Annotated in this window: 18 protein-coding genes and 2 pseudogenes; 9 read left to right on the forward strand and 11 right to left on the reverse strand. The window is 55.5% G+C overall.

The genetic code is table 11. The features are described 5' to 3' along the window. Positions 1-354: 354 nt before the first annotated feature. Positions 355-1,029, forward strand: coding sequence for a helix-turn-helix domain-containing protein (locus NGM07_RS23725; RefSeq protein ID WP_253521678.1), 675 nt, complete (start codon positions 355-357; stop codon positions 1,027-1,029). After that, positions 1,026-1,721: a nucleotidyltransferase domain-containing protein gene (locus NGM07_RS23730; protein WP_253521680.1), complete on the forward strand. Its 696-nt coding sequence runs from the start codon at positions 1,026-1,028 to the stop codon at positions 1,719-1,721. The genes NGM07_RS23725 and NGM07_RS23730 overlap by 4 nt, the downstream gene beginning before the upstream one ends. A gap of 84 nt (positions 1,722-1,805) precedes the next feature. Here NGM07_RS23730 and NGM07_RS23735 read toward each other — a convergent pair whose 3' ends face one another. From NGM07_RS23735 to NGM07_RS23745, 3 genes are all read right to left on the reverse strand, one after another. Continuing rightward, entirely contained in the window at positions 1,806-2,159 is a 354-nt protein-coding gene (locus tag NGM07_RS23735) for a hypothetical protein (RefSeq protein WP_253521683.1), read from the reverse strand. 75 nt (positions 2,160-2,234) lie between these two features. Next, positions 2,235-2,669 (reverse strand): TRAM domain-containing protein, encoded by a 435-nt coding sequence (locus NGM07_RS23740; protein ID WP_136689353.1) that lies wholly within the window; start codon positions 2,667-2,669, stop codon positions 2,235-2,237. Between the two features lie 57 nt (positions 2,670-2,726). Further along, the gene (locus NGM07_RS23745) at positions 2,727-3,293 is read right to left on the reverse strand and encodes a hypothetical protein (protein WP_235853691.1); all 567 of its coding nucleotides are present in this window, start codon (positions 3,291-3,293) and stop codon (positions 2,727-2,729) included. A 131-nt stretch (positions 3,294-3,424) separates the two neighbouring features. Here NGM07_RS23745 and NGM07_RS23750 point away from each other — a divergent pair, with 131 nt between their 5' ends. Beyond that, positions 3,425-4,096 (forward strand): tyrosine-type recombinase/integrase, encoded by a 672-nt coding sequence (locus tag NGM07_RS23750; RefSeq protein WP_084777746.1) that lies wholly within the window; start codon positions 3,425-3,427, stop codon positions 4,094-4,096. A 49-nt stretch (positions 4,097-4,145) separates the two neighbouring features. Here the strand turns inward: NGM07_RS23750 and NGM07_RS23755 are convergent, their stop codons facing one another. Then, positions 4,146-7,799, reverse strand: a complete 3,654-nt coding sequence (locus NGM07_RS23755) for an Eco57I restriction-modification methylase domain-containing protein (protein ID WP_253521714.1) — start codon at positions 7,797-7,799, stop codon at positions 4,146-4,148. A gap of 162 nt (positions 7,800-7,961) precedes the next feature. Here NGM07_RS23755 and NGM07_RS25580 point away from each other — a divergent pair. Then, positions 7,962-8,651, forward strand: a pseudogene (locus NGM07_RS25580) (Eco57I restriction-modification methylase domain-containing protein); the annotation flags it as partial. Between the two features lie 1,396 nt (positions 8,652-10,047). Here NGM07_RS25580 and NGM07_RS23760 read toward each other — a convergent pair. The 5 genes from NGM07_RS23760 to NGM07_RS23780 form a co-directional block, all read right to left on the reverse strand. Then, on the reverse strand, positions 10,048-14,082 hold the full coding sequence (locus NGM07_RS23760) for a helicase-related protein (protein WP_253521689.1): 4,035 nt from the start codon (positions 14,080-14,082) through the stop codon (positions 10,048-10,050). An 81-nt stretch (positions 14,083-14,163) separates the two neighbouring features. Then, positions 14,164-14,385, reverse strand: coding sequence for a DUF8139 family protein (locus NGM07_RS23765; RefSeq protein WP_253521692.1), 222 nt, complete (start codon positions 14,383-14,385; stop codon positions 14,164-14,166). Positions 14,386-14,396: 11 nt separating this feature from the next. After that, the gene (locus tag NGM07_RS23770) at positions 14,397-15,176 is read right to left on the reverse strand and encodes a RipA family octameric membrane protein (protein ID WP_253521717.1); all 780 of its coding nucleotides are present in this window, start codon (positions 15,174-15,176) and stop codon (positions 14,397-14,399) included. 215 nt (positions 15,177-15,391) lie between these two features. Further along, positions 15,392-15,769 (reverse strand): TIR domain-containing protein, encoded by a 378-nt coding sequence (locus NGM07_RS23775; protein ID WP_253521719.1) that lies wholly within the window; start codon positions 15,767-15,769, stop codon positions 15,392-15,394. After that, complete coding sequence (locus NGM07_RS23780) at positions 15,766-16,224, reverse strand: hypothetical protein (RefSeq protein ID WP_253521721.1); 459 nt, start codon at positions 16,222-16,224, stop codon at positions 15,766-15,768. Before NGM07_RS23780 ends, NGM07_RS23775 begins: the two co-directional genes overlap by 4 nt. Before the next feature lie 225 nt (positions 16,225-16,449). Here NGM07_RS23780 and NGM07_RS23785 point away from each other — a divergent pair, with 225 nt between their 5' ends. Continuing rightward, positions 16,450-17,478 carry a Cdc6/Cdc18 family protein gene (locus NGM07_RS23785; RefSeq protein ID WP_253521741.1) on the forward strand — a complete coding sequence of 343 codons (1,029 nt, stop codon included), beginning with the start codon at positions 16,450-16,452 and terminating at the stop codon, positions 17,476-17,478. 18 nt (positions 17,479-17,496) lie between these two features. Here NGM07_RS23785 and NGM07_RS23790 read toward each other — a convergent pair whose 3' ends face one another. Continuing rightward, positions 17,497-18,183, reverse strand: a complete 687-nt coding sequence (locus NGM07_RS23790; protein ID WP_253521700.1) for an SOS response-associated peptidase — start codon at positions 18,181-18,183, stop codon at positions 17,497-17,499. A 302-nt stretch (positions 18,184-18,485) separates the two neighbouring features. Here NGM07_RS23790 and NGM07_RS23795 point away from each other — a divergent pair, with 302 nt between their 5' ends. The 4 genes and pseudogenes from NGM07_RS23795 (at position 18,486) to NGM07_RS23810 (ending at position 24,108) form a co-directional block, all read left to right on the forward strand. Continuing rightward, entirely contained in the window at positions 18,486-20,399 is a 1,914-nt protein-coding gene (locus NGM07_RS23795; protein WP_253521702.1) for a DUF262 domain-containing protein, read from the forward strand. 280 nt (positions 20,400-20,679) lie between these two features. Beyond that, positions 20,680-21,629: pseudogene (locus NGM07_RS23800) on the forward strand (hypothetical protein). A 2-nt stretch (positions 21,630-21,631) separates the two neighbouring features. Further along, positions 21,632-21,937, forward strand: a complete 306-nt coding sequence (locus NGM07_RS23805) for a DUF8156 family protein (protein WP_253521706.1) — start codon at positions 21,632-21,634, stop codon at positions 21,935-21,937. A 2-nt stretch (positions 21,938-21,939) separates the two neighbouring features. After that, positions 21,940-24,108 (forward strand): type B DNA-directed DNA polymerase, encoded by a 2,169-nt coding sequence (locus NGM07_RS23810; RefSeq protein WP_253521743.1) that lies wholly within the window; start codon positions 21,940-21,942, stop codon positions 24,106-24,108. Between the two features lie 139 nt (positions 24,109-24,247). Here NGM07_RS23810 and orc4 read toward each other — a convergent pair whose 3' ends face one another. After that, complete coding sequence (gene orc4 / locus NGM07_RS23815; protein WP_232688927.1) at positions 24,248-25,480, reverse strand: DNA replication protein Orc4; 1,233 nt, start codon at positions 25,478-25,480, stop codon at positions 24,248-24,250. Positions 25,481-25,497: the final 17 nt, after the last annotated feature.

The following is a 25,497-nucleotide window of genomic DNA, read 5'->3' on the forward strand; positions in this document are numbered from 1 at the left end:
GTGTTTCACTCGGTGAGAGGAATACTACGATGTTAAAACCAAGTGTTCGTTACACTCGTTGAAGCAAACACACTCGTTGCCATCAACGCATTCGTTCCATTCATTACGTTCGTTTCCCTCGTTTTGTTCATCGAGTACGGGGCAGCCAGTTCATCCACTACCAGTTCGTTTCTCAGAATGCGTTCAATGCATTCGTTTTTCTCGTTCCGTTCGTTTTGCTCGTTGAATTCGTTATAGTCGTTCCGCGTGTTTTCAGCGGGAATCAGGACTACCTTCGAGACGAAGGGAGAGATCGTGCTTCATGGGCAGTCGAGTAAAACTTTTAACTGTTACTGGATTATTGGTAACCACCAGATGTATGAGGTACTCGACGACACGGCGGCACAGACCATCCTCGCCATCGAGAGTGGTGACTCCATCCGCCGTGTCGCCCAACACCTCCACACGCCCTACGAGACAGTGAGACAGGCCGTCAATCGGCTGGAAGACGCAGGCTACGTTTCCTATGACGATGGCCTCACTGTCGTCGACGAGCGCGTACGCGACGCAGCCCGCGAGCTCGTCGCTGCCAGCGCCGGCGTCAGTCCGCCCTCCATCGAAGAGGCCTACGTCATCCCACAGTTCGGTGACTGGCCGTTCGCGTTTGCGCGGATCGACGCCGTCTACGTGTGGACCCAGGGCGGCTACCAGGTCGGTCGCGAGCCCAACGACTATCCGTTGTTCCTGGCCGTCCGTGAGCGGGACGTCGACGCCTGGGAGGCGTTTCTCCATTCGTTTGACCTCCCGACCGCATTCGAAAGACAGCCCCGAGACGATCTGGACGGACCGCTGCAGATCGTCCTCGAGCCACGCCCCTCACTCGACATTGAGCACGTCGAGGGGTACCCGGTCACCCCGAGAACCGAGACGATCGAGTACATGCGCGAGAACTACGCCCAGTTCCAGTCGGCGCTGGCGATGCTCGACCGGATGTACGAGGACCTCGACCTCGGCGTCACGTATCGAGAGACCGAACGGGCGCAGCCATGAGCTTCAACAACCGAAGTGACGCGCTCATCGAACTGCTCGAAGAGCTCACCAAAGAGGGCCACGAGTACGTTCTTGTTGGCGGCTACGCTGTCTCAGCGTTCAATGCTCGCTTCTCCACGGACCTCGATATCGTCGTCGCGCCGGATTCCAAAGCTGACTTCGTCGAGTTCCTTGAACAGCAGGGATTCGAGGAAACGGACAGTCACGCCAAGAAATGGTTCTACGACACCGAAGTAATCGAGTACGAGAAGCGGCTCACGCCGCAGCAGCCGATCGGCTTCGATCTCCTGGTAAACGGACTCGGGTGTCGCCAGACGGAGGCACAGTGGTCGTTCGACTACCTGTACGACCACAGCCACCAACAGGAGGTGAGCGGAGGTACAGTGACGATCACAGCCAGAGTCATCGATGGGGCAGTCCTCGTCGCGGCAAAGCTCCATAGCGGCCGTGAAACAGACCTCCGGGACGTCCTGGCAGTAGCACAAGAAATCGATCTCGACGCTGTCACGCCTCACCTTCGGCGAGGGGACGAAGATGCGCTACGGGAGCAGCTTGAGCGTGGACTGGAGATCATAGAGAGCGATGAACTCAAGCACGGGTATCGGAGTGACTTCGGGGCCTCAGCAGTCTCAGAAGAAACGGTCACCGCTCTCCAAGAGTATCTGTCTGCACAGATTAACCACCTGAGCTGAAGCGGTCGGGACCCCCTTGATCGGAAGTGAAGATAGGGTCCTTCAGCGGTGTTTACAGTCAGTCAAAAAATTGGAGGGGCGGTGTCAGTCGACCGTCGCTAACACACGGACATCCGTAGCTGAGTGTCGTTCCCGTTCAGTACGAGCACCATGCTCGCGGAGGAACTCATCAATACGGTCGGCAAGGGACTCCGCGTCCTCTCTATCAACGTGGACGATCAGCGTCGGATGTTCCTCGTCGCTGTTCTCAATCACGAGCGAGACATCCTTGAATTCGTCCGGCTGTCTGTACGCTTCGAACTCATCGGCGACCTGGTCGGCCAGGTCGTCGAGTACCTCAATCGGTTCCTTTGTCATAGATTGTATTTCGGCTTTGGAAGGTTGTGCCATCGCGAGCGCGTGAAGAAAACGTGACGTGACTTTCAGAACCACCTCCATCAGACAAACGCGAACGGAGCCTTCTCACACCGCTGGTTTCCCGAGAAGAAGACCGATCCACGAAGGGACAATGGGTTAGAGTGCTCGCGGATCGCTATCGACGATGCTCGCAAACGCGACGTTCTCCTGAACTTGTTCGATTTCGACTGTTGGCTCGTCGCCGGGTTGAGCGCCGGGAACGATCACGACGTACCCCCGTTCGACTTTCGCAATACCGTCTCCTTGATCACCGACGGTTTCGATTGTCACGTCGCGCACTTCTCCCTCATCAACAGGAGGACCAGATGAATCGTGGCTCGTGCTCCCCTGAGAGGCGGGATGCCGTGGGGCCTGCGGAGATGTTGATTCAGCTTCGGAGGAGGAATCAAGGAGAGCGATGCGGTACGTTTCATCACCGGTCAGCGCCCCGTGCTTGATCTCACTCGGAGGAATCTCGATTACGAAAGTGCCATCCTCCTCCTTAATTTTCGCAGTGAAAAGCGAACACAGGGAGTCTGAGATTTCTACCATAACTGGGTTTGATACTGGATACAATTAATCGGTCTCTTTGAGAAGGAGCGAACTGGATCAGCTGTCCTCAGCTGGTTCTTCCCAAGGAATGTCTCGCTTATGGACTACAGCGAGCTTCGAGTCGTCATCATCTTCTATTGCACTTAGACCACGCTGGACGAGAGTGTGAACCTGTCCAGCAGACTCCGGGAACGAAAATTGGTCATCCTCCGCGTCAGCACGGAGTTCCAGATAATGGAGGTACAACCTGAACCTCGTATCTGCTCCGATTGGCCACCAAATCGTCCCTATCTGCTCATCTACCTGATTGTCCCAATGCTCTATGAGTTCACGGATATCGTCGACGAGCTCCTCCCCAGAGGTGCGAAGGCGGAGGGAGTATTCCCGATCCCGCTCCATCTCTTCGATTATATCCTGAAGGAAAGGCTCAGCCTCCAGGGCGGTAGGTGAGGTCTGATCCGCTTCTAGAAGGTGTTCTAACGCCCGAATTTCTTCACGCCGAGCGGCTACAGCGTATGCGACATTGTACTTATCCTCGGGGAAGATTTCGTGCTGACTCGGTTGCTGTGCCTGAGGGACAGTATCCCCAGTGGATGAGCTAAATAAGGTCTCAAAGAGTCCCATAGGCTTCGTCCGGAGGGCACCCATAAGTACTTCCTGTCATATCAGACGGCAATTCTGGCGGCTGTGAACCGATTCACCTTGCCACTCGAAGAAGAAGCGGATTATCTTTGTATCGACAGACAGCGATGAATATGGTAGCAACACGAGAGAGGGCCCTTAGCGAACGCGAGTTCGAACTACTGTTAGAAGGTGCTGGGCGAATAGATGATACACAACAGAGACTCGAAACACGAGCGGCCATTCTCCTTGGAGGCCGTCTTGGACTTAGACCAGGAGAAACAACGCACTTGTCGAAATCGTGGGTTGACCTAGAGCGGCAGATGATCCAGATTCCCACACAGGAAAACTGTACGAAGGGACGGGATGGTGGCATCTGTGGATACTGCCGGCAGGCGGTGAAACAACGGCTAGATCACAATCCCAATACGGATTTTCAGAGCTTTGCTGAGCGTTATTGGCTCCCGAAAACAGAAGCCGCATCTCGAACAGTTCCGTACCACTTTTCGTATCGGGTTCGAGTCGCGGTTGAATTGTTACTCGACGAACATAGTGGCTGGCCGTATTCGTTCTCGACCTTACAGCGACGTCTAGAAACGGCCCTGAAATTGTCCCCAGAATTGTCTAACGACGCAACCTCATTACATGGATTACGTGCCACAGCAGCGTCGTACCATGCAGGAAGAGGCTTGGATCTTCCCGCACTCCGAGCAATGTTCGGGTGGGAGGACATCACGACCGCACGTCAATATCTAAATGTCGATGGAGCTATGACCCGACGAGCGCTGGACAGTATTCATCAGTAAATCTGAACCCACTGATATTCAGGAACCAGGCGTAGCGCTATTTCAGTGATTACTCCATCGAGCCTACATCTCCAAGATAAGTGTATTTCTCAGCGACCTTCTCGAAGTACGCTTCCGTCATAATTCGAGGATTCGACACCCGATGGAAGTCATCAAGGACGAACTGCATTTCCTCCTCATCCAACCCATATGCGTGGAACACGGCCGCGTCGACTTCGGCTTGTAGTTCACGCCGGGTCTCCATATCCGTCGCTGGCTCAATTCCGCCGAGTCGCTCACGCATCTCAGCAAACTCCTCACCGTAGCAGTTGAGCTTCGCCGCGCGATCAGCGATGTAGTGGAACCAGTCGTCGCCATCAGTGAGTCGGGGGACCTGTGACTCCTCAAACTTGTACTTCGAGGCGTGAGAATCAACCTTTGTCCGCATCAAGAAATCGAACGGAATACTATTGATCAGCCCAAGCGCGACGAAAAGCTCCTTTTCAGTGAAAACACGGTCGTAAGCGCTGTGCATCGGGAATTCCGAAAGATCATCCTTGCTAGGGTTTGCCTCGAATGGTCGAACCGTGTACAGCGTATGGACGACGACTCCACCCGGTGGGATTACAGCCGCAATGAGCGTCCGTTCGTCGGTTGCACGAGCGACTTCACGAAGCACAAGCCGGTACTCAGAACTATGGAGACGGATGTCCTCCAAAGAAAGTTCGGGGCGGTCGAATTCTTCTGTTAGCAACCGATTGACGAACCGCTTCTGCGAACTTGCCGGGAGATGGCGGAACTCAGGGTCATCAGCGAACTTGTTGTAGATAGCCTTCTTCAGGCTGATCGCATCGTCCCGGGCACGGAAGTTCTTCTCTCGAACGCGACGCTTCGCGCTCAGCTCCTCGTTATCCTCATCGACACTCCACAAAGAGATGGGTTTGAGGTCGTCGACGTAGGTCGACTCATAACAGAATTGGTGAATATTCTTTCCCTGATAGACCGGATAATCCCCTTTGGATTCGTCTTCGATGAATCTATCCCGATCTCGTCCTCGATCCAGTTCCTTGTACAAGACCGTTCGCCAAGCACCTTCAATTTCAGTCGCCAATGGTGGTGTCTGGAGAATTTTATCCAGCACTGAGATCTCCTGCTGGTCCTCGATGTTGGGGAAAATTCGAGCTCCAGGAGAATACTCTTTGAGGATTCGCGCTGGAATTTCTAGAGCTACATCGTCAATTGACCGAAGAACATCAACGGAAGTCTGATGAAATATTCCGTGGACAGTATCAGTGCTTCCCTCTGTTCGGAGCGTAACGATACCGAAGTTATACCTAGTGTCTATATCGGAGAAAATGCCGCGGTTTTCAAATCCGATGATACTCTGAATCTCAGACTCTTCCAATGCATGTACTCGCAAATCCTTTCCAGCGGCGGCATTGAAGAACGGACCAGGAAGCAGCTGTGAAACATAACCACCGTCTCTGACGATATCATAGACTCGCTCAAAGAACAGTAGGGACAGGTCGTTCGTCCGTGCAACCTGTTGTCCTTCTACGCTTGGTGTCTGGTACTCGTATTCTCCACTCTGGTTGATATAGGTCGCTTGCCGTTCCTTGTCACGCTGGAACTTCTCCCATTCGGCAGCGATTTCAGGGTTCTCTAAGAGCTCCTCTACCTTCTTGTCCTTTTCACCTGGTGGGCGGCTACGAAACTCAGTATCGTACTTTGGGAAGAAGTCCGTCCGGTATGGCTTCAGCTCATCCCACGGTGGATTCCCAATGATGACATCAAAGCCGCCTTCCCGATAGACTGTCGCGAACTCAAGCACCCAATGAAACGGTGAGGACTCCTCTAATTCCTCAAGAGAAATATCCTCATCGACAAGTTCGTTGAACTGATCGCGGATCTTCTCATTAAGCTCCTCGCTGTGGGTGTCGATTTTTCGTTCAGCCATTTTACGAGCATTCTGCGCTTCACGGGCAGAATCCGCAGCTCGATGGCGGTCCTGTTCCCGGATGACATCCTCATAGAGATCTTTGACTGCAGTTCCGACACCCCAATTCGAGAGTGACGCGTCGCCCGCATCTTCCCGTGCGACTTCTTGGAGCTCAGTAAACCCGATCAGTGAGTTACCCTGACGGATGTTAAAATCAATATTTGGGAGGGGTTCGACCTCGTTCGGTTCGTCCTCGATATCAGCGACCATCGACAGCCACAGGCGTAGTTTACAGATTTCGACTGCCCCGTCCCCAATATCGACTCCATAGAGATTGTGAAGGATGATAGAACGCTTTGCGAAAAGTGAGACCCCTCCATGTCCCTCTTCTATTCTCTCCAATTCTTCACGGCTACGACTCTCCAACTCCCAGCCTTTCCCTTCAGCTTCGAGCCGCTGGAAATACTCAATGCATTGCATGTATAGGTCCATCAGCACCTCCTGTGCGGCGAGCAGGAAGGCGCCACTTCCTACGGCGGGATCGAGAATATGCGCTTCCTTCAGAATGTCGTGGTAGAGAGTCTCCACATGGCTGGTTTGGACGTTTTCCGTTGGAACTTGCTGAGTTATGGTTCCGCCATCGGCAACAGCTTCTGTGCTGGTATCTGCCTCCGGCACGGGGAATCCGAACACATTGTCGATCTCGTCATAGTCCGCGTCCACAGCCTCGTTGAGTTGATCGAGCAGATACGGATGGATCGTCCGCCGGGCCATGAACCCCGTGATCTCTTCCGGTGTGTAGTACGCCCCCATCTCCTTCTGATTGACCGTTTGCTCGAAGATGTGGCCCAAGATCGCCGGGGAGAGGTTCTTGGGATCGACGATGTCGAGTCGTTCGTCTACGTTCCAATTCCAGTCGGAGAGGAAGTCGAGGATATCGTCGAAGAGCCCGTTCGTTTCCTCGGCAGAGACACCTAATTTCGCGTCCTCAAACTCCTCTTCGACAGGATTCCTTGCGAACAAGCCACCGTTCAGGTACGGAAGACTACCGAAGTCAGGGTTCTGTTTGTCTTCTGCGAGGTATTCGAAGAAGAGCGGCTCGTAGAACTCTTCGTAGTGGTCACAACCCTCGTCAACGACTTCATTCGGCTGTTCGTGAAGGTAATTCGGGTCCCGATCAAGGAGGCGCTTTTCCTGGATGAAGTATAGGAATATCATCCGGTCAAGAATGACCTGCACATATCGTTGCTTCGCATCACCCCGATCGTCAGGGATGCCTGTAACCTCTTGAATGAGATCTGTCCTGAGTTCCTCGAACTGTTCATAGAACTCCTTGACGACCTGTTGCGTGTCGTAGAGCGTATCGTATATCGCAGCAGAGGAACCGTACTCGATCGAGTTCAGCTTCTGGAGAATAGTGTTCTTCTCTCCGCTGTCCCGCGTGAACTGCTCCTTCGAGAACGAAATCTTTTGATGCTTAATTCGACCGTGCTGCTGCCCCTCCCAGCTTCGGACTCGGGTAATGAAGGTGAAGATCTCGAAATCGTTGGTGGCAACAAGGTTGGTATGCCGTGAGCGATTTTCCGGTTTGAAGTCTGTGGCAGTCTCCCCGGGGCCCGCGTTGACAATGACGATGAATTCGTCATCATCAAGCTGGACTACGAGTTCGTTATCGCCCCCAAGTTTCGGGCGTGGTTTGAGCCCGCGTTTTTCAAAGGAGTTCGCTATATCCTGTAAAGAGTCCCAGCCCGCGATATCGGATGCGGTGATCTGCTGGAGAGTCATACCACCTGAAAGTTGCTTTACTCATATGAAAATGATGGATATGAGGGTGGCTTTCGACTGCACTGGTCAATACACTTGTTGAATAGATTGTAAGAAGCAGCTTGTATTTCACCGGCAATCGTAGATAAAGTCGAAAACAGCCAATAGCGAGACGATCAGTTGATGCAATGCATTGAGTATTTCCAGCGGCTCGAAGCTGAAGGGAAAGGCTGGGAGCTAGAATCCAGAACGCGAGAAGAGATAGAGGTAATCGAGTCTGGAAAAGGCTCCTCATCATTGTACGCAAAGCGAACGGCCATCCTCAACAATTTGTACGGAGTCGATATCGACGAAGGTGCTGTTGAGATCTGCAAGCTCAGGCTCTGGTTGTCGATGGTCGCTGATATCGAGGATGAACCGAGCGAGGTGGAGCCACTCCCCAACATCGATTTCAACGTACGACAGGGCAACAGCCTAATCGGTCAACTCGATACGGACATCGAGAGTAACGAAGACGGAGACAGCGATCTCGATTCTTGGGAGGTGAAAACTCGTTTTGAGGATGTGAAAGAGGCTATCGAGAAGCACAAGAAAGCGGAGACCAGTATTGAAGCTCAAGAATGGCGGAAGGAGGCAGAAGACAGAATAGAGGAACACCGGGACAAATTTGACGAAATCCTTCGGCGAGAATTCCAAGACGCTGGCTTTGACGACATAACGATCGAGGAAATTCGGGAGTGGTCCCCCTTCCACTGGCCGTTGGAGTTCGCCGACGTCTTCGAGAAAGGTGGATTCGACGTGTTCATCGGGAACCCACCATGGGACATGCTCTACGCGAATCGCGACGACTTCTTCATCCGCTACGATGAGCAGTTCCGTACCTATCCGTCGGAGGAAAAAGACGGTGTGATGGAAAACCTCCTCTCAAGCCCAGAAGTTGCGTGGGAATGGGAGGACTACAAGGGCTCGATGGAAACTCAGGCAGACTTCTTCACGCAGGGAGACGTCTACAAGCTCCAATCTCCGGTGGTGGGCGGTCGGACGATGCCGACAAAAAATGAACTGTCTGCTCTCTTTCTAGAGCGGGTCTTCAGACTCTCTCGAGACGGCGTGAGGGTGAGTCTGCTCCTCCCGGGAACTATCTTCGGTGGAGTGATGGGGAAAGACCTCCGGACACATCTACTGGATCACACAGACGTAGAGAATCTCATTGGATTCGAAAATAAGGGCATCTTTGAGGCGATTGACGATCGCTATCGATTTGCTGTACTGACGTTTAAATACGGAGGGAGGACGTCAGTACTTCGCGGCATCTTCAACCAGCATAACATGGACATCGTATATCGAATCGAGGAGGAAGCAGTTACTATCCCACGAGAGGTGCTTCTTAGCTACTCGCCTGAGGGGCGGATATTCCCTTCAATCACCTCACAGATGGAAGCAAGCGTCTTAGAGAAAGTGGTTGACCAACCGTCTTTGGGAGAAGGGGTGGAGGGGGCCTGGACAGTAGATATGCTGACGAAGGAATTTGTAGAATCGACTGACAAGGACCGATTACAGAATACACCTGAAGGTGCTGACTACCCAGTTTACGGGGGTAAAAATATCCATCAATTCCAGCACGATAATAGCCTCAATAGTGACTTAGCAGGTCCTGAGTACTGGAGTAAGGGACTCCAGGATCCGCCGAATAGTGCACAATATCGTGTCCGGGAAAAGAAGTTCAATAGAGGCCACCTGAAACGAGCAATCTACGAGGCATTCGGTGGGCCAGAAACCAGCAAGTCACAAGTACAATTCGTGGACGAACTCCTCAAGGAACATCGTGGCCACGGATTAGAAGAAGAAGATGTACTCCTTGATTGTGACGAGTATCGCGTCGGAATTCGAGACGTTACGAACTCCACAAATGAGCGGACGATAATCGCCACTGTACTCCCGAAAGACATCATCTGCCTCCATACGATTAACACGTTCAAACCGTTCGATATTAGGCCCAAAGAGGGACACCTCTCAGAGTCTCCGCTTCGGTCACCCTACATCCGGCGATTCACGGATCGGGAACTCTTCGTGGCGACTGGACTCCTGAATAGCATTGCGTTCGATTTCCTGATGCGGACCAAGGTCGAGACGCACATCATCAAGCGTGAGCTACTGGAATCCCAGCTACCACGCCTCACCGACGGAGATGACTGGTTCCATTATATCGCTGAACGAGCTGCCCGGTTGAACTGTTACGGGGAAGAATTCAAAGAAATTCGTGAGCGACTCAGCGGAATCGAGGCAGCGGTAGAAGATCAAGAGCGCAGAGAATTACAGGCTGAAATCGACGCGGCCGCATTCCACGCGTATGGCCTGGAACGTCGTGACGTGAAGTTTGTCCTCGACGACTTCCATCGCGTTGAGAATCCGAAGCTGATGGACGAGATGTACTTCGATCTGATCTTGGAGAAATATGATCTGCTGGACCAGAAGGGGCCCCTACCGTAGCTCCCGAATCACTGTCCGACAACCCCCAGCATACGAGCTTCGCTTGTACATCACTCTCTCCCATCAGTTTTGTCTGGTATTCAGTAGAGGCTTCAACGTTCTCTTCCAAGAACTCCTCAAGCTGACTGAGGAACTCCACAGTCGGCCACTCTGGGAAGGAGTCGTACTGCTCGTTCTGGCGAAAGATCTCCCGTAGAATTCGGTCTTCATCTGTGTTCGCCAGCTTTACCTCCTGCAGCCGCTCTTCGATGTCGGTAGCCCATTCTCCTAGCGTTTCGAACTCTTCGACAGGCGCCGGCTCATCGCCGTGATTCGGCTGAACGTAGTGACTGATGAAATCGAGGATCGTCTCCTGTTCCTTCGAGAAGGCCTCTCCCTGTTTGAAGGCTCCCTCAACCTGGCCTTCTCGAATCACCTCCAGACGCTCGTCAAGCACTGCTTGAATCTCCTCACGGTTCGACAACACCGTATCTGGATTTCCGGTGATCGGTTCGCCGTCAACTGAAGGGTCAATGTTGAGCGTGCTCACGGGCCGCTCTTTGACCTCGTCGGCGAAGGGCTTGTAGTAGAAAGCACGACGGACGCGACCAAGCGGGGACTCGTGGTCATCATCGTCGAACCAGAGGTGGGCAAGGGCGAACACGCCCGGACGAGGACCGGCATCGTGGTCAGTTACATTCGTGTAGAGGAATTCTCGTTCTTCGGGCGGGTCATCGAAGAAGTCCTCAGCGTACTCGAAGTCTTCCGCAGTCAGATCGTAATCCTCGTTCAGTTCTCGCTTCAGAAGGTACCGCTCGAACGCAGCATGTTCATTACTCCCAGCATTGCGGAGGAGCGGATTCTTGCTCGTGTCGTCGAGTTCATTCACGTCGTCAATTTCACGGGACTTCTGGAGAGAGTCCTCAATCTCGTCCACCTGTAATTCCCCGATTGTCTTCTCCGTGTCTACACCTGTCTTTTCGAGAATCTGGTCTTCGTTCGGATCGAGGATATTGTTCTCCTTTCCGACGATGAGCGCGATATCGTTGATTTTTGCCTGCAGGCGTTTCAGGAGCTTAATCGCCGCCTCGATGTCGCCGTCCGGGTAGAAGTTGTGGACGTGTTTCTCGGCGGTACTCCCGATCCGGTCGACTCGCCCGACACGCTGGACAATCCGCATCGGGTTCCACGGCAGGTCGTAATTGACCACCACATGAACGTCCTGGAGATTAACCCCTTCACTCAGCGTGTCAGTGGCCACTACGTACTGTAGCTCTGAGTCCCCCGACTCGGCGAGCGTTTGCTGGTAGCCTGACGCCTCGGGAGCAAAGCGTTGAATGATGTCCTGTTTATTCTCGTCGCCACCCTTGACGACGGCACTGTTCGCCTCTGTGAGTGGTGAATCCTCGTTGTCACAGAGGGTTCGATAGACGTAGTCTGCAGTTGCCCGATACTGTGTGAAGATGAGCACCTTCTGATCGTGGTTAGTGAGGACATCTGCAAGTCGGTCGATCTTCGGGTCGCGGAACTCGCGGAGTGAAAAGACGGCCTCGTAAAAGTCGCGTGTGGCGGGGTCGACTTCGCTCAGGTCACTATTCGGGTAGAGAATCGGATTCATCTCTTCTTCAGGAATATCTGGGAGGACACCAGCGTCGTGGTCAGCGAGCCATTGCCGCGTGGAAACCGCATAATCACTCACATCACCCGCATCACGGGCGACATCACCGATGAACTGCGAGAGGAAATACGAGAGAAGGGTGAGGTCCTCCCTGATGTACGTCTTCACCTCGCCGATGGTGGCGTCTGCCAGTTCATCTCCCTCGGTATCAGCTCCTTCTTCCGCTTGAATAGCGGTGGTATCGAAACCGAATTCTTCGAGTGTTTGTTCGAGATCTTCAGCAGCGTCGGCTCCTTCGACAAAGTCACCGAGTTCAGAGTCATCCCCTTCCCGAACAGTTCGGAGCATATCGATGTCTTCGTCCTCGGGAAGTTCACCAAGAAGGCCGAGAAGCTGGCGTTCGCTCTGATGTAGCGTCTCGATCGACTGGACGAACGCGTACGTTGAGGACTCGAGCCGTTTGAGGAGGTTCAGCTTGTAGAGGGCTTTCAGCGTGCTCCCCGCTTTCGGGTTTTTGACTGTGATGTGGGGAAGGTGGAGAGCGTCCATCACGTCGGGAAGCATCCGATACACTGGCTGGTAGGCCGCCGGCAGGGAGTACTGTTGCTTGTTGAGTTTCGGCGGCTTGAAGCTCATCTCGAAGTCTTCGCTGTCCTGAATCTGGTCTTTGACGTGCTTGCGCGTCCGAAGAACCATCACTTCGTTCAGGATATTCGAGATCTCAGAGGAGTGTCGCTGGAGCTGTTCAGTGATTTTCTGCTGTTCGTCGTCGCAAACCTCCTCTTTCCCGGCCGCGATTCGTTTTCGCGTCTCCGAGAGTTCGATGTATTCGTCGAACGCATCAAAGTCGAGTGATGCCTTGTTCCGAAGTTCCTCCGGGCTGGTGAACAAGCTGATGAGGTTCTTCAGGTCGGTAGCGCTGTTATTGATCGGGGTCGCGGTCAGCATGATCATCGTCTTTCCTCGGAGTTGCCTGAGATTCGCGTGTCGTCGCGTCCCCTTGTAGTCGTCATCGTGGTCCGGGTTCGGTCGCCACTTCCCGTAATTCCGGAACCGGTGAGCCTCGTCGATAAGCAGGACGTCGAACTCGTCTTTGAGATCCTGCACCTCATCGTAGGATAGATTCTGGAACTTACTGATACTCATCACATCAAGATGCGTGCCGTCCACCTCTAACCCGAAGTACGGATTGCCGTCTTCGTCAGTGTCGTGCTGGAGTAGGTCTTCCCACTGATCAGTCAGGTTGGCCGGGACAATGAGGAGACAGTGGTCGCCATGTTGGCGGTAGTCGTGGAGGAGTTCACCGCCAATAAATGATTTCCCCAGGCCGACCGAGTCGGAGACGATGCACCCGTTGAACTGGGAGAGCTTTTCCTTTGCACTCTCATACCCGAGCTTCTGGAAGTAGTACAGTGGGCTGTCACGGATGTTGACGTTCCCACTCAGTTCGTCGTAGGCGAGCAGCTTGTAGAGCTCGAACGGCTCGAGATACGTGCCCAGCTCCTCGGATGACGTCTCCTTGTCGGACTCGTCCTCCTGCTGTTCCTTCCAGTCCTGGTACTCATCGCTGTTCTCGATGATTCGGATGATCTCCTCACTGAACTCCTCGGCGTTGGCCCACTGGTTGTCGTACCACTCCTCGAACGCTTCGGCCTTGTGTCGATCCTGACTCGTGAGATTCAGTTCGATGTTATTCTGGTGGCCGCTCTTGGTGAAGTTCGAGGAGCCGACAACTGTAGCGCATGGGCGGGTGTCTTCATCTTCGTCTTGTCCCCAATCTTCATCATCTTCGAGTGGCGCTCGAAATGATGCACCCTTTGCGTGGAAGTAACCGTTTTCAGGATTTCGCACACGGACGCTCACCTCGCCTTCGGCGATAAAGTCTCGTAGCCGGTCTAGTCGCCCGATCTGAGCGTTATTCAGCTCCGAGATGCTTTCTCTCACTTCTCTTTTGAGTTCCTCTTTGAGATTCTGCCCCTCACCGATTTCGTCAGCAGTTCCCCTATTCGTCTGACGGCCCATCAAGATCCGAAGCGGAGCGTGGCCGAGCTCGTCGGGGTCAGCCAGGTTCTCAAGGTCTTCCCGGTAGAGGTCGAATCCTGAGAGATAAAAGTATCCAGTTGCGATACGGCCCTCCTCGATCTGGGGAATAATTCGCTTGTAAGCGTCTTCTAGTGTTCTGTTGGCGTTATCGACAAGCGGAGGAAGCGAGAGCATCGTAATGCCGAGATGTATTCAGTACGCTAACTTAGTGTTTAGTGACCTTAGACTACAGAGGTGTCACCATACTATGGCCAATCAAACTGGCCGAAGATCCCGCCAGCGGACGTCAACGGTGTCACCATTAGCAATCTCAACCCGGAAAAGATAGCCCTCTCGTTGATCACCAGTTACAGTTCCTGCATCGTCTGGGATGATCTCAACGACTGTTCCTCGACGTCCATGGAGGCGCTCGTGATCTGGATCTGTCTCGTCCGGGACATCGATTCGGACCGTGTCTCCAATATCGAATCGTTTCATAGTAGGTGTCATCAGCTCCGAATCCAGAATAGCCCTATCGAACCAACCATAACGGTTGCACCGATTATTAGCCCGACTGTCGTCGGAGACGGCAGAGAATAGCCTGCACCCGTGAGCAAAGGAGTTAGAATGAACCCGCCAGCGTATCCTCCGATAGTAAGGTATCCAGCGGCAAGGAGACGGACAAACCACTGTTCAACAATCGTATGCGAGCGGTGATCTGGGTCTTCATCAGGTCGAGGCTCAACGATTTCCGGATCAGGCTTTTCCCGCTTGAGGTATCGCCATTCATCAAGATACATTCGGACAGGAAGGGCAGATTCGATTTGGTTGAGAATAGCATATCGGGCCTTGTTCAGCCGGCGATACGACTGTAAACTCTGATACCAAAAGTAACAGATCAGACTTCCAAATCCAGAGGCGAATAGAACGATTGCAGCACTCGTAGTCGTCAAATTTCCTCGGGCGAGAGCGAAGAGTCCGGCTAGTATCGACGTCAAAATCAAGCCAAAAAATCGGTTCATCTGAACCCGCTGATTCGCAGTTTCGATTGCCACCTCCCCATAGTGGATGTATTGATCCATCAAGCGGTCCGTCTCTTCGTTGTTCAGATTCGTTAACGGTCCATCCCCTACGGTATCGGAATCGGTCGGTTCGGCCGGGTCACCACCAGTAACCTCTTCGGGGTGTTCCGGCTCCGTTTCAGGCGTGTCTTTGTCCTCGGTATTTTCGCCAAAATTTGCATTATTCGGCTCGCTCTCACCAGGAGTCTCGTCAGCAGATTCAGGCATATTCCGCTAAGGTGTCGACGAATGATGCTTTGTGCCATTCTGGGAATAGGGAACTGTAGAAACAGTTTAGATCCAGACGCTGTTCGGAAACCGCCATTATGCTCTCCGCGTAGTGCCCATACTGGTTGATGAGCGTCTCATCACGCACTGGCCGTCTGAGTGAAGATCGTGTACAGCCATCCCCCTGCATTGGGCCATACTCGTCCGAGGGTAGATCATGCATGCTTCGCGATGGCGTTCACGATAGACTTCTGCCGCCAACCGACAATCTCATCGGCTTCCTCCTTTACCACTGCTGGAAGTCGCTCGTTCCCGTTCGGTCGCACACCGATAATGGGTTTCTCGAAGTGGTCTGCCATCTCAATCTCCTCCTCGATCCACTCGCTGTGCGAGACGTACATCCCAGCGACGACGACGACCACATTTGCCTGCCCAACCTGCTGATAGAGCTGCTGACGAAGATCATTCTTATCTTCGAACTCCATCGGATCGTCCTCTGGGACACTGAAGTTCTGCCAGTCCAGTCGATTTTCATCATCGAGGAACTCCTCAATGCGTTCACGCTGCTCGGAGTACTTCCACGAGTGACTCACAAACACCCGATACGGTCGATCTTCCAGAGGGAGACGCGGCTGTGTCGACGTGCCGGTCTCATCTGTTGTTGAACCAGATGAAACAGGCCACCAAGTCCCTGAGCGCCCTTGTATGTGAAATAGCCTGCTACGGCAGCAGCGATAATGAGTTCCGGAGCATCGTGCCAGAGATAACGAAGTGGGTCGTCATGCGGATCATGATCGACTTGTCCACCTTTCCAGTCCGCATATCCGGCGAGGAGTTCTTTTCCAAGGTCGACGACATCGGGGTTTTGCTGGTTTGCGGTTGGAACTGATGTTGTATCGGATTCATCAGTAGTTTCCTCAAACAGGCCAGCAAACGGATCGTCTTCCCCGTTTGATTTGATAAGGGCATTCACGTCAAGGCTTCCAGTGGGGCTTTGCACCTCGACGGTCGGGACGTTGGTGACAGGGTCGTTTTCGTTGGGTGTCACAGGCGATACATCGCAATTTGGGTATTTAAACCCAAGGGGGATATTTGCTATTCAGGAAGGTTCGTGTTTCCGCGAACTTCCGAAAAGCCGCCACTTCAGAGTTCTACAGAATCACCACCAGGAGACCCAGTACCCAACCGGTGGCCAATTGTTGAAATTTGCTTTCCGGAAACAGCCCGGTCACGTATTTATGGCCTGAGGCAGAACCAGTCATTTACTAACACAATGATCCGCGATGCTCGCGTTCTCCGCGCCGGGTTCGTCCCTCGGGAAGTTGAGCATCGCGACGCGGAAGTCAACCACCTCTCCAGTGTTCTCGAGCCCATCACGAACGGAGAACCAGCCGACACAGCCATCGTCACCGGACCCAGTGGGACGGGGAAGACGTGTATCTCGAAATTCGTCACGGAACGGCTGCGTGAAGAGGTCCTCGACGTCGAGGCCATATACGTCAACTGTTGGCGCAACTACACCCGGTTCCGCACGCTCTACCAGATCCTCGACGATCTCGGCGCGACCATCGATATCCACCGGCAGTCGACGCCTCACGACGAACTCGTCGACCGCCTCCAACAGCACGATGGCCCGCGAACGGTGGTCATCCTCGACGAGGTCGACCAGCTAGAGGACCCCAGCGTCATTTACGACCTCCACAGCCTGCCACAGTTCGCGATTATCTGTATCGCGAACAAGGAAGAGGAGCTGTTCAGCCGCGTCGACGACCGCCTCGTGAGCCGCCTGCGATCCAGCGAGCACGTCCGGATGGACAAGTACCACGACGAGCAGCTGTACGACATCCTGAGTGCTCGTGCGAAATGGGGTCTCGACGAGAACGTCATCACCGACGACCAGCTCTACCGGATCGCCGACGCGGCCGCCGGCGACGCCCGCCTCGCAATCGGCATCCTTCGAACGGCCGCCGGCAAGGCTGATCGCGAGAACCACGAGCACATCACCGACGACATTCTCCTGAACGCCGCCGAGGATGCCCGAGCCCAAATCAAGCAGAAGAGCCTCGATTCACTCACGCCGCACCAGCGCGTCGTCTACGACATCGTTCGCGAGCACGGCCCGGTCGGGCCGAGCGAGATCCACGAGCGCTACTCCGAGGCCGTCGATGACCCCCGGACGAAACGGACTATCCGCACGTACCTCTCGAAGATGGAGCAGTACAACCTCCTCGAGGCGGAGGGGACGAGTCGGGATCGAGAGTACTCGCTCGTCGATTCGTCCGCTGCGTCGCCGATGCAGTAACCGTTATGCCGTCACCTATCAGGAGCTGAACTCGCTGAGGCCCGATTGCTCGTGGTCCAGCGGCTCGATGACCTGAGAATCGTCGTTGCCGGGATTGTTGACCTGCGTCGAGATTTCGTAAGCGTCTAGATCGTCCTTCGGATACGGCTGGCACAGTTCCTTGCGGGTATCCGGGTCTGCGGCGAGCCAGTCGGACTCAGCGTCCTGTGGGAGGACGACCGGCATCCGGTCGTGGATGGGGATCATCAGGTCGTTCGGCTCCGTCGTGAGAATTGTGACGCAAGAGATCATCTTGTCGTCGCCCTCCCAGACGTCCCAGAGGCCGGCCATCGCGAACGCGGGGTCGTCCTCGCGGTAAATCCGGTAGGGCTGTTTCAACCCGCCGTTCGGTGATTTCCATTCGTAGAACCCTGACGAGAGGACCAGACAGGGACGGGTTTCCCATGCCTGCTCGAAGACGCGTTTCTCGTCGGCAGTCTCGGAGCGAGCGTTGATGATGCCCTCCTCGGGCTCATCCGCCCAGAACGGAATCAGCCCCCAGTGGTAAGCGTCAATCTTGTCTGGAGCCTCGTTCGTGATGATGTGGAGGTCGTCGCCGGGCGCGATGTTGTATCGGGGTGTGTACCCGCCGTCCGTGACGGCCTCGGCGTCGAAGCGAGTCTCGAGGTCGGCTTGGTCGATGAAGAGAGAGTTTCGGCCACACATACCTGAGAGTTCGGAGGAGGCATCTTCAACATGGTCGCACAGGAACTTCGCGGCGCCGACGTACTTAACCAACATACGCCCCGTCACGCACAGAGTGTTGGTTAACGGAGGCAGTACTAGACAAGCCTGATTCTGGAAACTTCTCGGAAACGAGCGCACAACCGCAAAAATTCGGCGACTGTTTCACCCATACAGTACCTCTAGCAATCCAGCTAAGCACTCGAGTTGATTCTGGGCAATATACACCCGGAATTCGATGGGCGACGACAGAGTATTTATACTCTTCTTTCGTTCTGGTGACCATGTCCAGACAGGTCTCGGATTATTTGTCTGAAATAAACGACCACATCTTTCTTCCCGGCCTCCAGCGGGAGTTTGTCTGGAATCCCAGGCAGATTGAGGAACTGTTCGATTCATTGATTCGAGACTATCCAATCGGAGCCATAACTGAATGGAGAGTTCGAGCGGCCAATATCAGCGACTACAACTCGTATAATTTCCTGCGGATGTACGTTGCCGATGACTATCGGCCACCGGATCCAGTTTTGGCGGAATACGACCTCTACAATCAGGAGGTTGAAGACAAAGAACCGGAGATTCTGATTATAGACGGCCAGCAGCGCTTGAACTCGCTCTATATCGGTGTCGAGGGGGGAATTACAGTATATAATGGCGGGCGGGGGAAGCCCAGTGATCAGCTCCAGTACTGGGAAGGCCAGCGGCTGTGTGTTGACCTATTCGGTCACCCAGAGTACGATCGCGACGATACAGCAGGCGACTACGAGTTTGAGTTCAAATCGACAGGGAAGTTTGGAGGAACGGACGAGACGGGCTATACCATGACCGGCGACACGCGACACCTGTGGATGCCGGTCGGGGAGTTATGGAACGGAGGCGACGAAGGGAGCTCCGGGAACTCCACGGTACTTGAGGGAAGATCGCTTAGCGAAGTCGTCGATGAATACGTGGATACCGCCGAACTGAGGGCGGACAACGAAACCCGCTACCAACTGCGCAGTATTTCGATGGCCGTCGCGAGAGACATTACGAGCAACGTTCTACAGGACGATCTCGAAACTGACAGTACGAACAAGGATAGATCCGAAATTCCCGAGATATTCACGAGGCTGAACATGGAGGGCTCTGATCCGAAGCCCTACCAGCTCCTTCTCTCAAAACTAATGAGTTATTGGCCGTACGCAGAAGAGGAGGACGAGCGGATCAATCCTAGGGAGGTCATCCAAGATTGGATTGACGAATTTAAACAGAAGTTCCCTGAGTATGAGCAAGAAATCGACCGGAAGCTGTTCCTCCGGTATACAGCATACTTAGTCGGAACAGACCTCCTCCGCAGCAATCTTAGCAGTATCGACGAAGATAGAATGGACGAGATGCGCGAGCGGTGGCTGTATAATGAGCCCGTCGTCGCCGGACGGCGCTTCGAGTGGTTTCGGACATCGCTCGAAAAGGCATTCCAGACAGTAATCGAGAGCGGGATTCGGAGCTCGGTTATGAACACGATGCCGATCTTCGCCCTACTTGGCGTGTTTTATTACCAGAATTCGGATGCTGAGGTCTCCGACGCGAACCGTGAGGGTGTTTTCCAGTTCGTCGCAAGAGCTCTCTTGCTGAACAAGTACTACCAGGTTCTGACCTACGGCAAGTGCCGCAACTGGATGCGATATCTTCGCGAATGGGAGCCAGAACCCGATGAGCCCACCGTTTTCCCAGGAGAGGAGCTATTTGAATCTGAGAACATCAGCCCATCTGCTGAAGACATCCGTCGGGTCGTAGCCAACGCTCGTTACGAGAGCAGCCCAGGAGAACCTGTATTTACTGACACAGATGTCACGGCAGTACTCGGACTCATTGAGGAATCATATACGCAATCGACGTCCACCAGTATTGGCGACTACTCGGTTGATCACATCTACCCGAAAAGCAGGGAAGAATCCGTATCTGAATCCATTGGAGAGACTGTTGATCTTAATCGAATCGGGAATCTACAGCTGTTGCCACACGAGATGAACGAAGAGATCAAAAGCGATCAGTGGCCCCACGACTGGTTGGACGACCTCGGCAACGCCGAGGCTGAGCGTATCCAACGTGTAAATCAGTATCCCGATATCGAGCCGACCCCGGAGAACGCACAGGCGTTTATTCAGGCTCGCGAAGAGCAGATTACCGACTACTTGATAGACAAATACGTGAAGTAAAGAGAGAACTGCACGTCGCAGTTTCCTTAGAATTTTCACAGAAATCAAACTGAGACACCGGCCTACTGAGCTCCTTACGTATTAACCAACAGACAGAGGGCGTATGCATCCAATTGTTGGTTAACGGAGGAGGCGCCTCATATCGGAATTGTTCTCGGAAGTGTCCATCCTAACACGAAAACACGCAAACAGCGACGCCACTCGTTGTATTCTGATCGATTCCCTGAAACGCGGAAGTGACACGCCGCGGCTTATCGGGAACGTGTACATCTAGTTGAGTATGTCCAAGCACTCAACATCGACGTCGAGCCGATTGGCAGTGGACCAGCCGACACGGGGGCTGACCGTAATCGGTCCCTCGCTGACCAGGCCGATCCGACTACGGACGAGATGCTGCTGCCGCAGCTCGACGACGGCATCACGCTGCTCGACGTCGAGGGAGGCCGCGGCGTCCCGATCCTGCAGTCGCTCGTGCTCGACCATCTCCTCCTGCACGACGGGCCCGCCTTCTGGGTCGACGCAAACGGACACGCGACAACGACGACACTCGCCCAGATCGCGCCCAGTCAACGGTTGCTCAACCGAATCCACGTGGCACGCGGATTTACCGCCTACCAGCACTACGGCGCCGTCTGTGATCTCCCGACGGCAGTGAACAAGTCGATCCAGACGTCCACCGCCGACGCCCGGGCGGCTGGTCGAGGGGCGCCAGGTCGTGACGAGGACACGTCGCCCCACACCCCCGCCCTCATCGTCGCGCCGGCCGTCGACGCCCAGTACCGCGCCGACGATACCCTCGGCGAGACCCACGCGAAAACCCTTCAGGCTCGAACTCTCGCCCGGTTGGCGACCTACGCCGATGGGTACGACATCCCGGTGCTCGTTACGCGAAACGAACGAAACGAATTCACCGAGTCAGTCGCGACGGTCGCCGACCACCCCCTGGAGTGCGAGCAGACGCGGATGGGCCCACGGGTCGTCGGCGAGGACTTCGAGACGCTCGTCTATCCCGTCGACGACGGCGCGTACTACCAGACGACGTTCGCGTACTGGCGGCAGCTGCTCGCGGCACGCGCCACGCAGGTCGGCGTGGAACCGACGACGCCGGCGCCGTCGACGCCGACCCCCGAGGGTGTCGGGACGGGCGTCACAGCTGACGGTGAGACGGTGTCGGCCACCGCGGACCCCTTGCTCGATGCGTGGACGGCGAGCGGTACAGGAGGCCGATAGCGATGGGGCGTACGAACCCGACGTACCGAGATGCGCTGCGGGCCATCGAAGAGCGCTGGGCGGAGTTCCGGCGGGCACTGCGGCGTCGCGACCAGCCGCGCTTCGACCGGCTGTTCGAGTACGCCCGCGAGCACGCCAACGCGAGCGGGCTGTTGAACCACCAGAATCCGCTGCTGCCGGCGCTACTCAGCATCGATCTTGAACAGGAGGGCCGCCTCGACGACCACGAAGAGCGCCTCGAGGAGCTCGAAGCCGCGGTCGCAGCACGCGATGACCAGGAGAGCGCCCCACCGGACGCGAACCCGTGACGATGCCGTTCAGTATCGACTTTCTGGACGACGGCCGCGTCCTAGAGTGGGAAGCAACCGCCGACGGCGCCGTCGCTACCGAACGCGATGATTACACCCCACGCTTCTACGTCGCCGCTCGCGACCCAGAAACCGACCTCGACCTCACGACACTCCAGTCGGTGTACGACCAGCACCCGGATGTCGTCGCTACCGAGATTGTTGCGCGACGGCCGGGCTTTCGACGAGACGAGGAGACCGTTCTCGCGGTCAACGTCGCCCACATCGACCGCGTCACCCCACTCGCCCGGCAGGCACGCCAGTTGTCGGACTATCCAGTCGGGAATCTCGCCTGTTTCAACGTCGACTTCTCGCGGGAGTTCCGGTACTGTCTGGAGACCGGCGCCGATCCGACGCCGGCGAGCGAGCTGTCGACGCTCCGGCTCAGCGTTCCGGTGACCGAAACGAGCAACGATGTCTATGGGGAGCTGTCCGTCGCCGGCGACACCGTCACCGGCTCGCCGACGGATATCCTGACCGCCGTCCAAGGGGCACTCGAAGCGCACGATCCAGATGTCTTGGTCTGTTCGACGAGCGAAATCGTCCCGACGCTGTACGAGATGGCGACGGCTGCCGGCGTCGACGACTTCTCGCTGAGTCGGTGGCCGGACGTCGACTACCAGCAGCTCGCGAGCCGGTCGACGTACTCGAGCTACGGCCGCGTCGGTCACTCCCCGGCGCGGTACAACGTGCCCGGCCGGGCGATCATCGACGAGTCGAACACGTTCTTCTACGGGGAGACGAACCTCGAGGGCGTCCTCGACCTGGTGTCGCGCTCGAAAAAGCCCGTCCAGGAGCTCGCGTGGGCGTCGATCGGGAACGTGCTCACGGCGATCCAGATCTGCGAGGCCCACGACCGCGGTGTCCTCGTGCCATGGAACTCCTGGCGCCACGAGTTCTACAAGCCGATGGGGACGCTCCACGACGCCGACCGCGGCGGCTTCATCTTCGCGCCCGAGGTCGGCCTCCACGAGAACGTCCACGAACTCGACTTCTCCTCGTTGTATCCGAACATCATCTGTACCCGGAACGTCTCGCCGGACGTCATCCGGTGTAGCTGCCACAGCGACCGCGACGACGTCCCCGGCCTGGGGTACTCGATCTGCGACGACCGGGGCTACCTCGTCGACGTGCTGCAGCCGATCATCGACGCACGCGACGAGATCAAGGCGGCCATCCGTCGCGAGAAGGAACGGGATGACCCCGACGAGGACCGTCTGGCGGAGCTCGAGGGACGGTCGGGAGCGCTGAAGTGGATCCTCGTCGCCTGCTTCGGCTATCAGGGCTTTGCGAATAGCAAGTATGGGAGAATCGAGTGTCACGAGACGATCAACGCGTTCGCTCGCGAGATTCTGCTGGCGGCGAAACAGCGGCTGGAAGCCGGCGGCTGGCGCGTCGTCCACGGCATCGTCGACTCCATCTGGGTGACCCCGGACCCTGATGTCGACGACGATGACCGCGAGGACCTCGAGACGCTCGCGACAGAGATCACGGAACGCGTCGAGATCCGCCTCGAACACGAAGCCCACTACGACTGGGTGGCGTTCGTGCCGCAGCGCGAGAGCGACGCGGGCGCGTTGACGAAGTACTTCGAGAAGGTCGCCGGCGACGACGATTTTAAGATCAGAGGGATCGAAGCCCGGCAGCGCTCAACCCCGCCGTTCATCGAGGCCGTCCAGCGGGACTGTCTCGACCGGCTCGATGCCACGCAGTCACCGGACGCTGTGCTCGGGCGTCTCGAACGAGCAATCGACGAACTGCAGGCGGGCAACTTAGCAGTGGAGCGACTCGTCGAGCGGAATCGTGTCTCCAAGCCGCTGGAAGGCTACTCACAGAATACTCAGAACGTAGCCGCCTTGAAGCGAGCCCGCGAGCAGGACCTGGCAGTCCACCCGGGGCAGGATATCGAGTACGTGGTCGTCGACGACGAGAAATCCTCACGAGAGCGTGTCGCCCTCGCCCACGAAGCGATCAAGACCTACGACGCCTCGTACTACGAGACGCAGCTGGTCAGAGCTGTCGAGAGTGTGCTTTCACCGCTCGGGTGGGACCGAACCGATATTCGTCGAGAGCTCTCCGGTGAGAGGGACGCTGTTTTGAGCTCATTCGGGACTACCAACGAACTGTCGTAGTGGTCCCCACCCCTGGTTTCCGTCGTTTCGATCCAACCCCACGTTTCCGACGTAATTTTCGACCCCCCTCGTTTCCGTCGTTTCCTCACGCCACACCCCAGATTTCCGTCGTCCGTACCCACTCTGTAGTAGGAGGTTTCTACTCGCGAGTCCAGTCCTGCATCCGGCTGTCTTCGAGGATCGTTTCGCGGACGACCTGGGGGTCCTCGATGAGTCGGTTCTGGAGGTGGATGCCGCCGGCACTCCCCTTGTTAATCTTCTCGATTTCGACAACTCCGAGGAAGGCTTGCTCTTTCAGGATGTCGCGGAACCGGCGGACGGAGAGGATGTCCATATCGAGATGGTTGCAGATCCGTTCGTACTGGTCGTACACCCGACTCGTGAGGAAAGCATCGTCGTTGCTGTTGACACTCAGTTCCGTGAGCGCCAGCAACGCCGCCTTCGCCTGCGTGGGTGCGCCGTTCACGAGTTCTCTGAACCGATCCTTTTCGGCGTGTTGCTGTGCCTGGCGGACGTGGTCCTCCGTCACTTGCTCTGCCCCGGCCTCGTAGCCGACCTCCCCGGCGTGGCGAAGAATATCGATCGCCTTCCGAGCATCGCCGTGTTCCTGCGCGGCGAAGGCAGCCGAGAGCGGAATCACGTCCTCGGAAAGGACGTCGTCCTGGAAGGCGTCCTCGCGGTTGAACATGATCTCCCGGAGCTGGTTGGCGTCGTATGGCTTGAAGAACAGCTCCTTGTGCTGGAAGCTGCTTTTCACGCGCTCGTTCACGTTGTCGACGTACTGGATCTTGTTGCTGATCGCGATGACACCGACGCTACAGTCGATTTTCCCCGCCTCCTCAGCGCGCGAGAGCTTCATCAGCACGCTGTCGTCGTTCATCAAGTCGATCTCATCCAGGATGATGATCACAGAATCGAATTGAGCGTCGAGCGTCTTCCAGAGGAGTTTGTAGTATTTCGACGTACTGAGGCCGGTATGGGGGACGGTGATTCCAGTCGAAGGTTCATCGTTCAGCTTCGCGGCAAGTGAGGAGATTGCTTGGGTCTCGGTATTGTCTTCAGCACAGTCGATATACGCTGTTCCAATCTCGACGTCATCCTGAGCGGCATTTTGAGCTCGTTGACAGACGTGTTTTGAAACGAGAGATTTACCGGTCCCAGTTTTCCCGTAGATCATCACGTTTTCCGGAGAGTACCCGTGGACAGCACCATTGAGACGTTTCGCGAGCTTCGAGATTTCCTCGTCGCGACCGACGATTCGGTCAGCCTCCGGAACGTGGCCGATTTTCAGGAGATCCTTGTTCGCGAAGATACGATGCCCCGATTCAAAGAGTGGGTCGTCGACAGAACTGGGTGAAGAGTCGGGCGTCATTGAATATCACACGGTGT

This window comes from Halorussus vallis (assembly GCF_024138165.1).
Lineage (GTDB): Archaea > Halobacteriota > Halobacteria > Halobacteriales > Haladaptataceae > Halorussus > Halorussus vallis.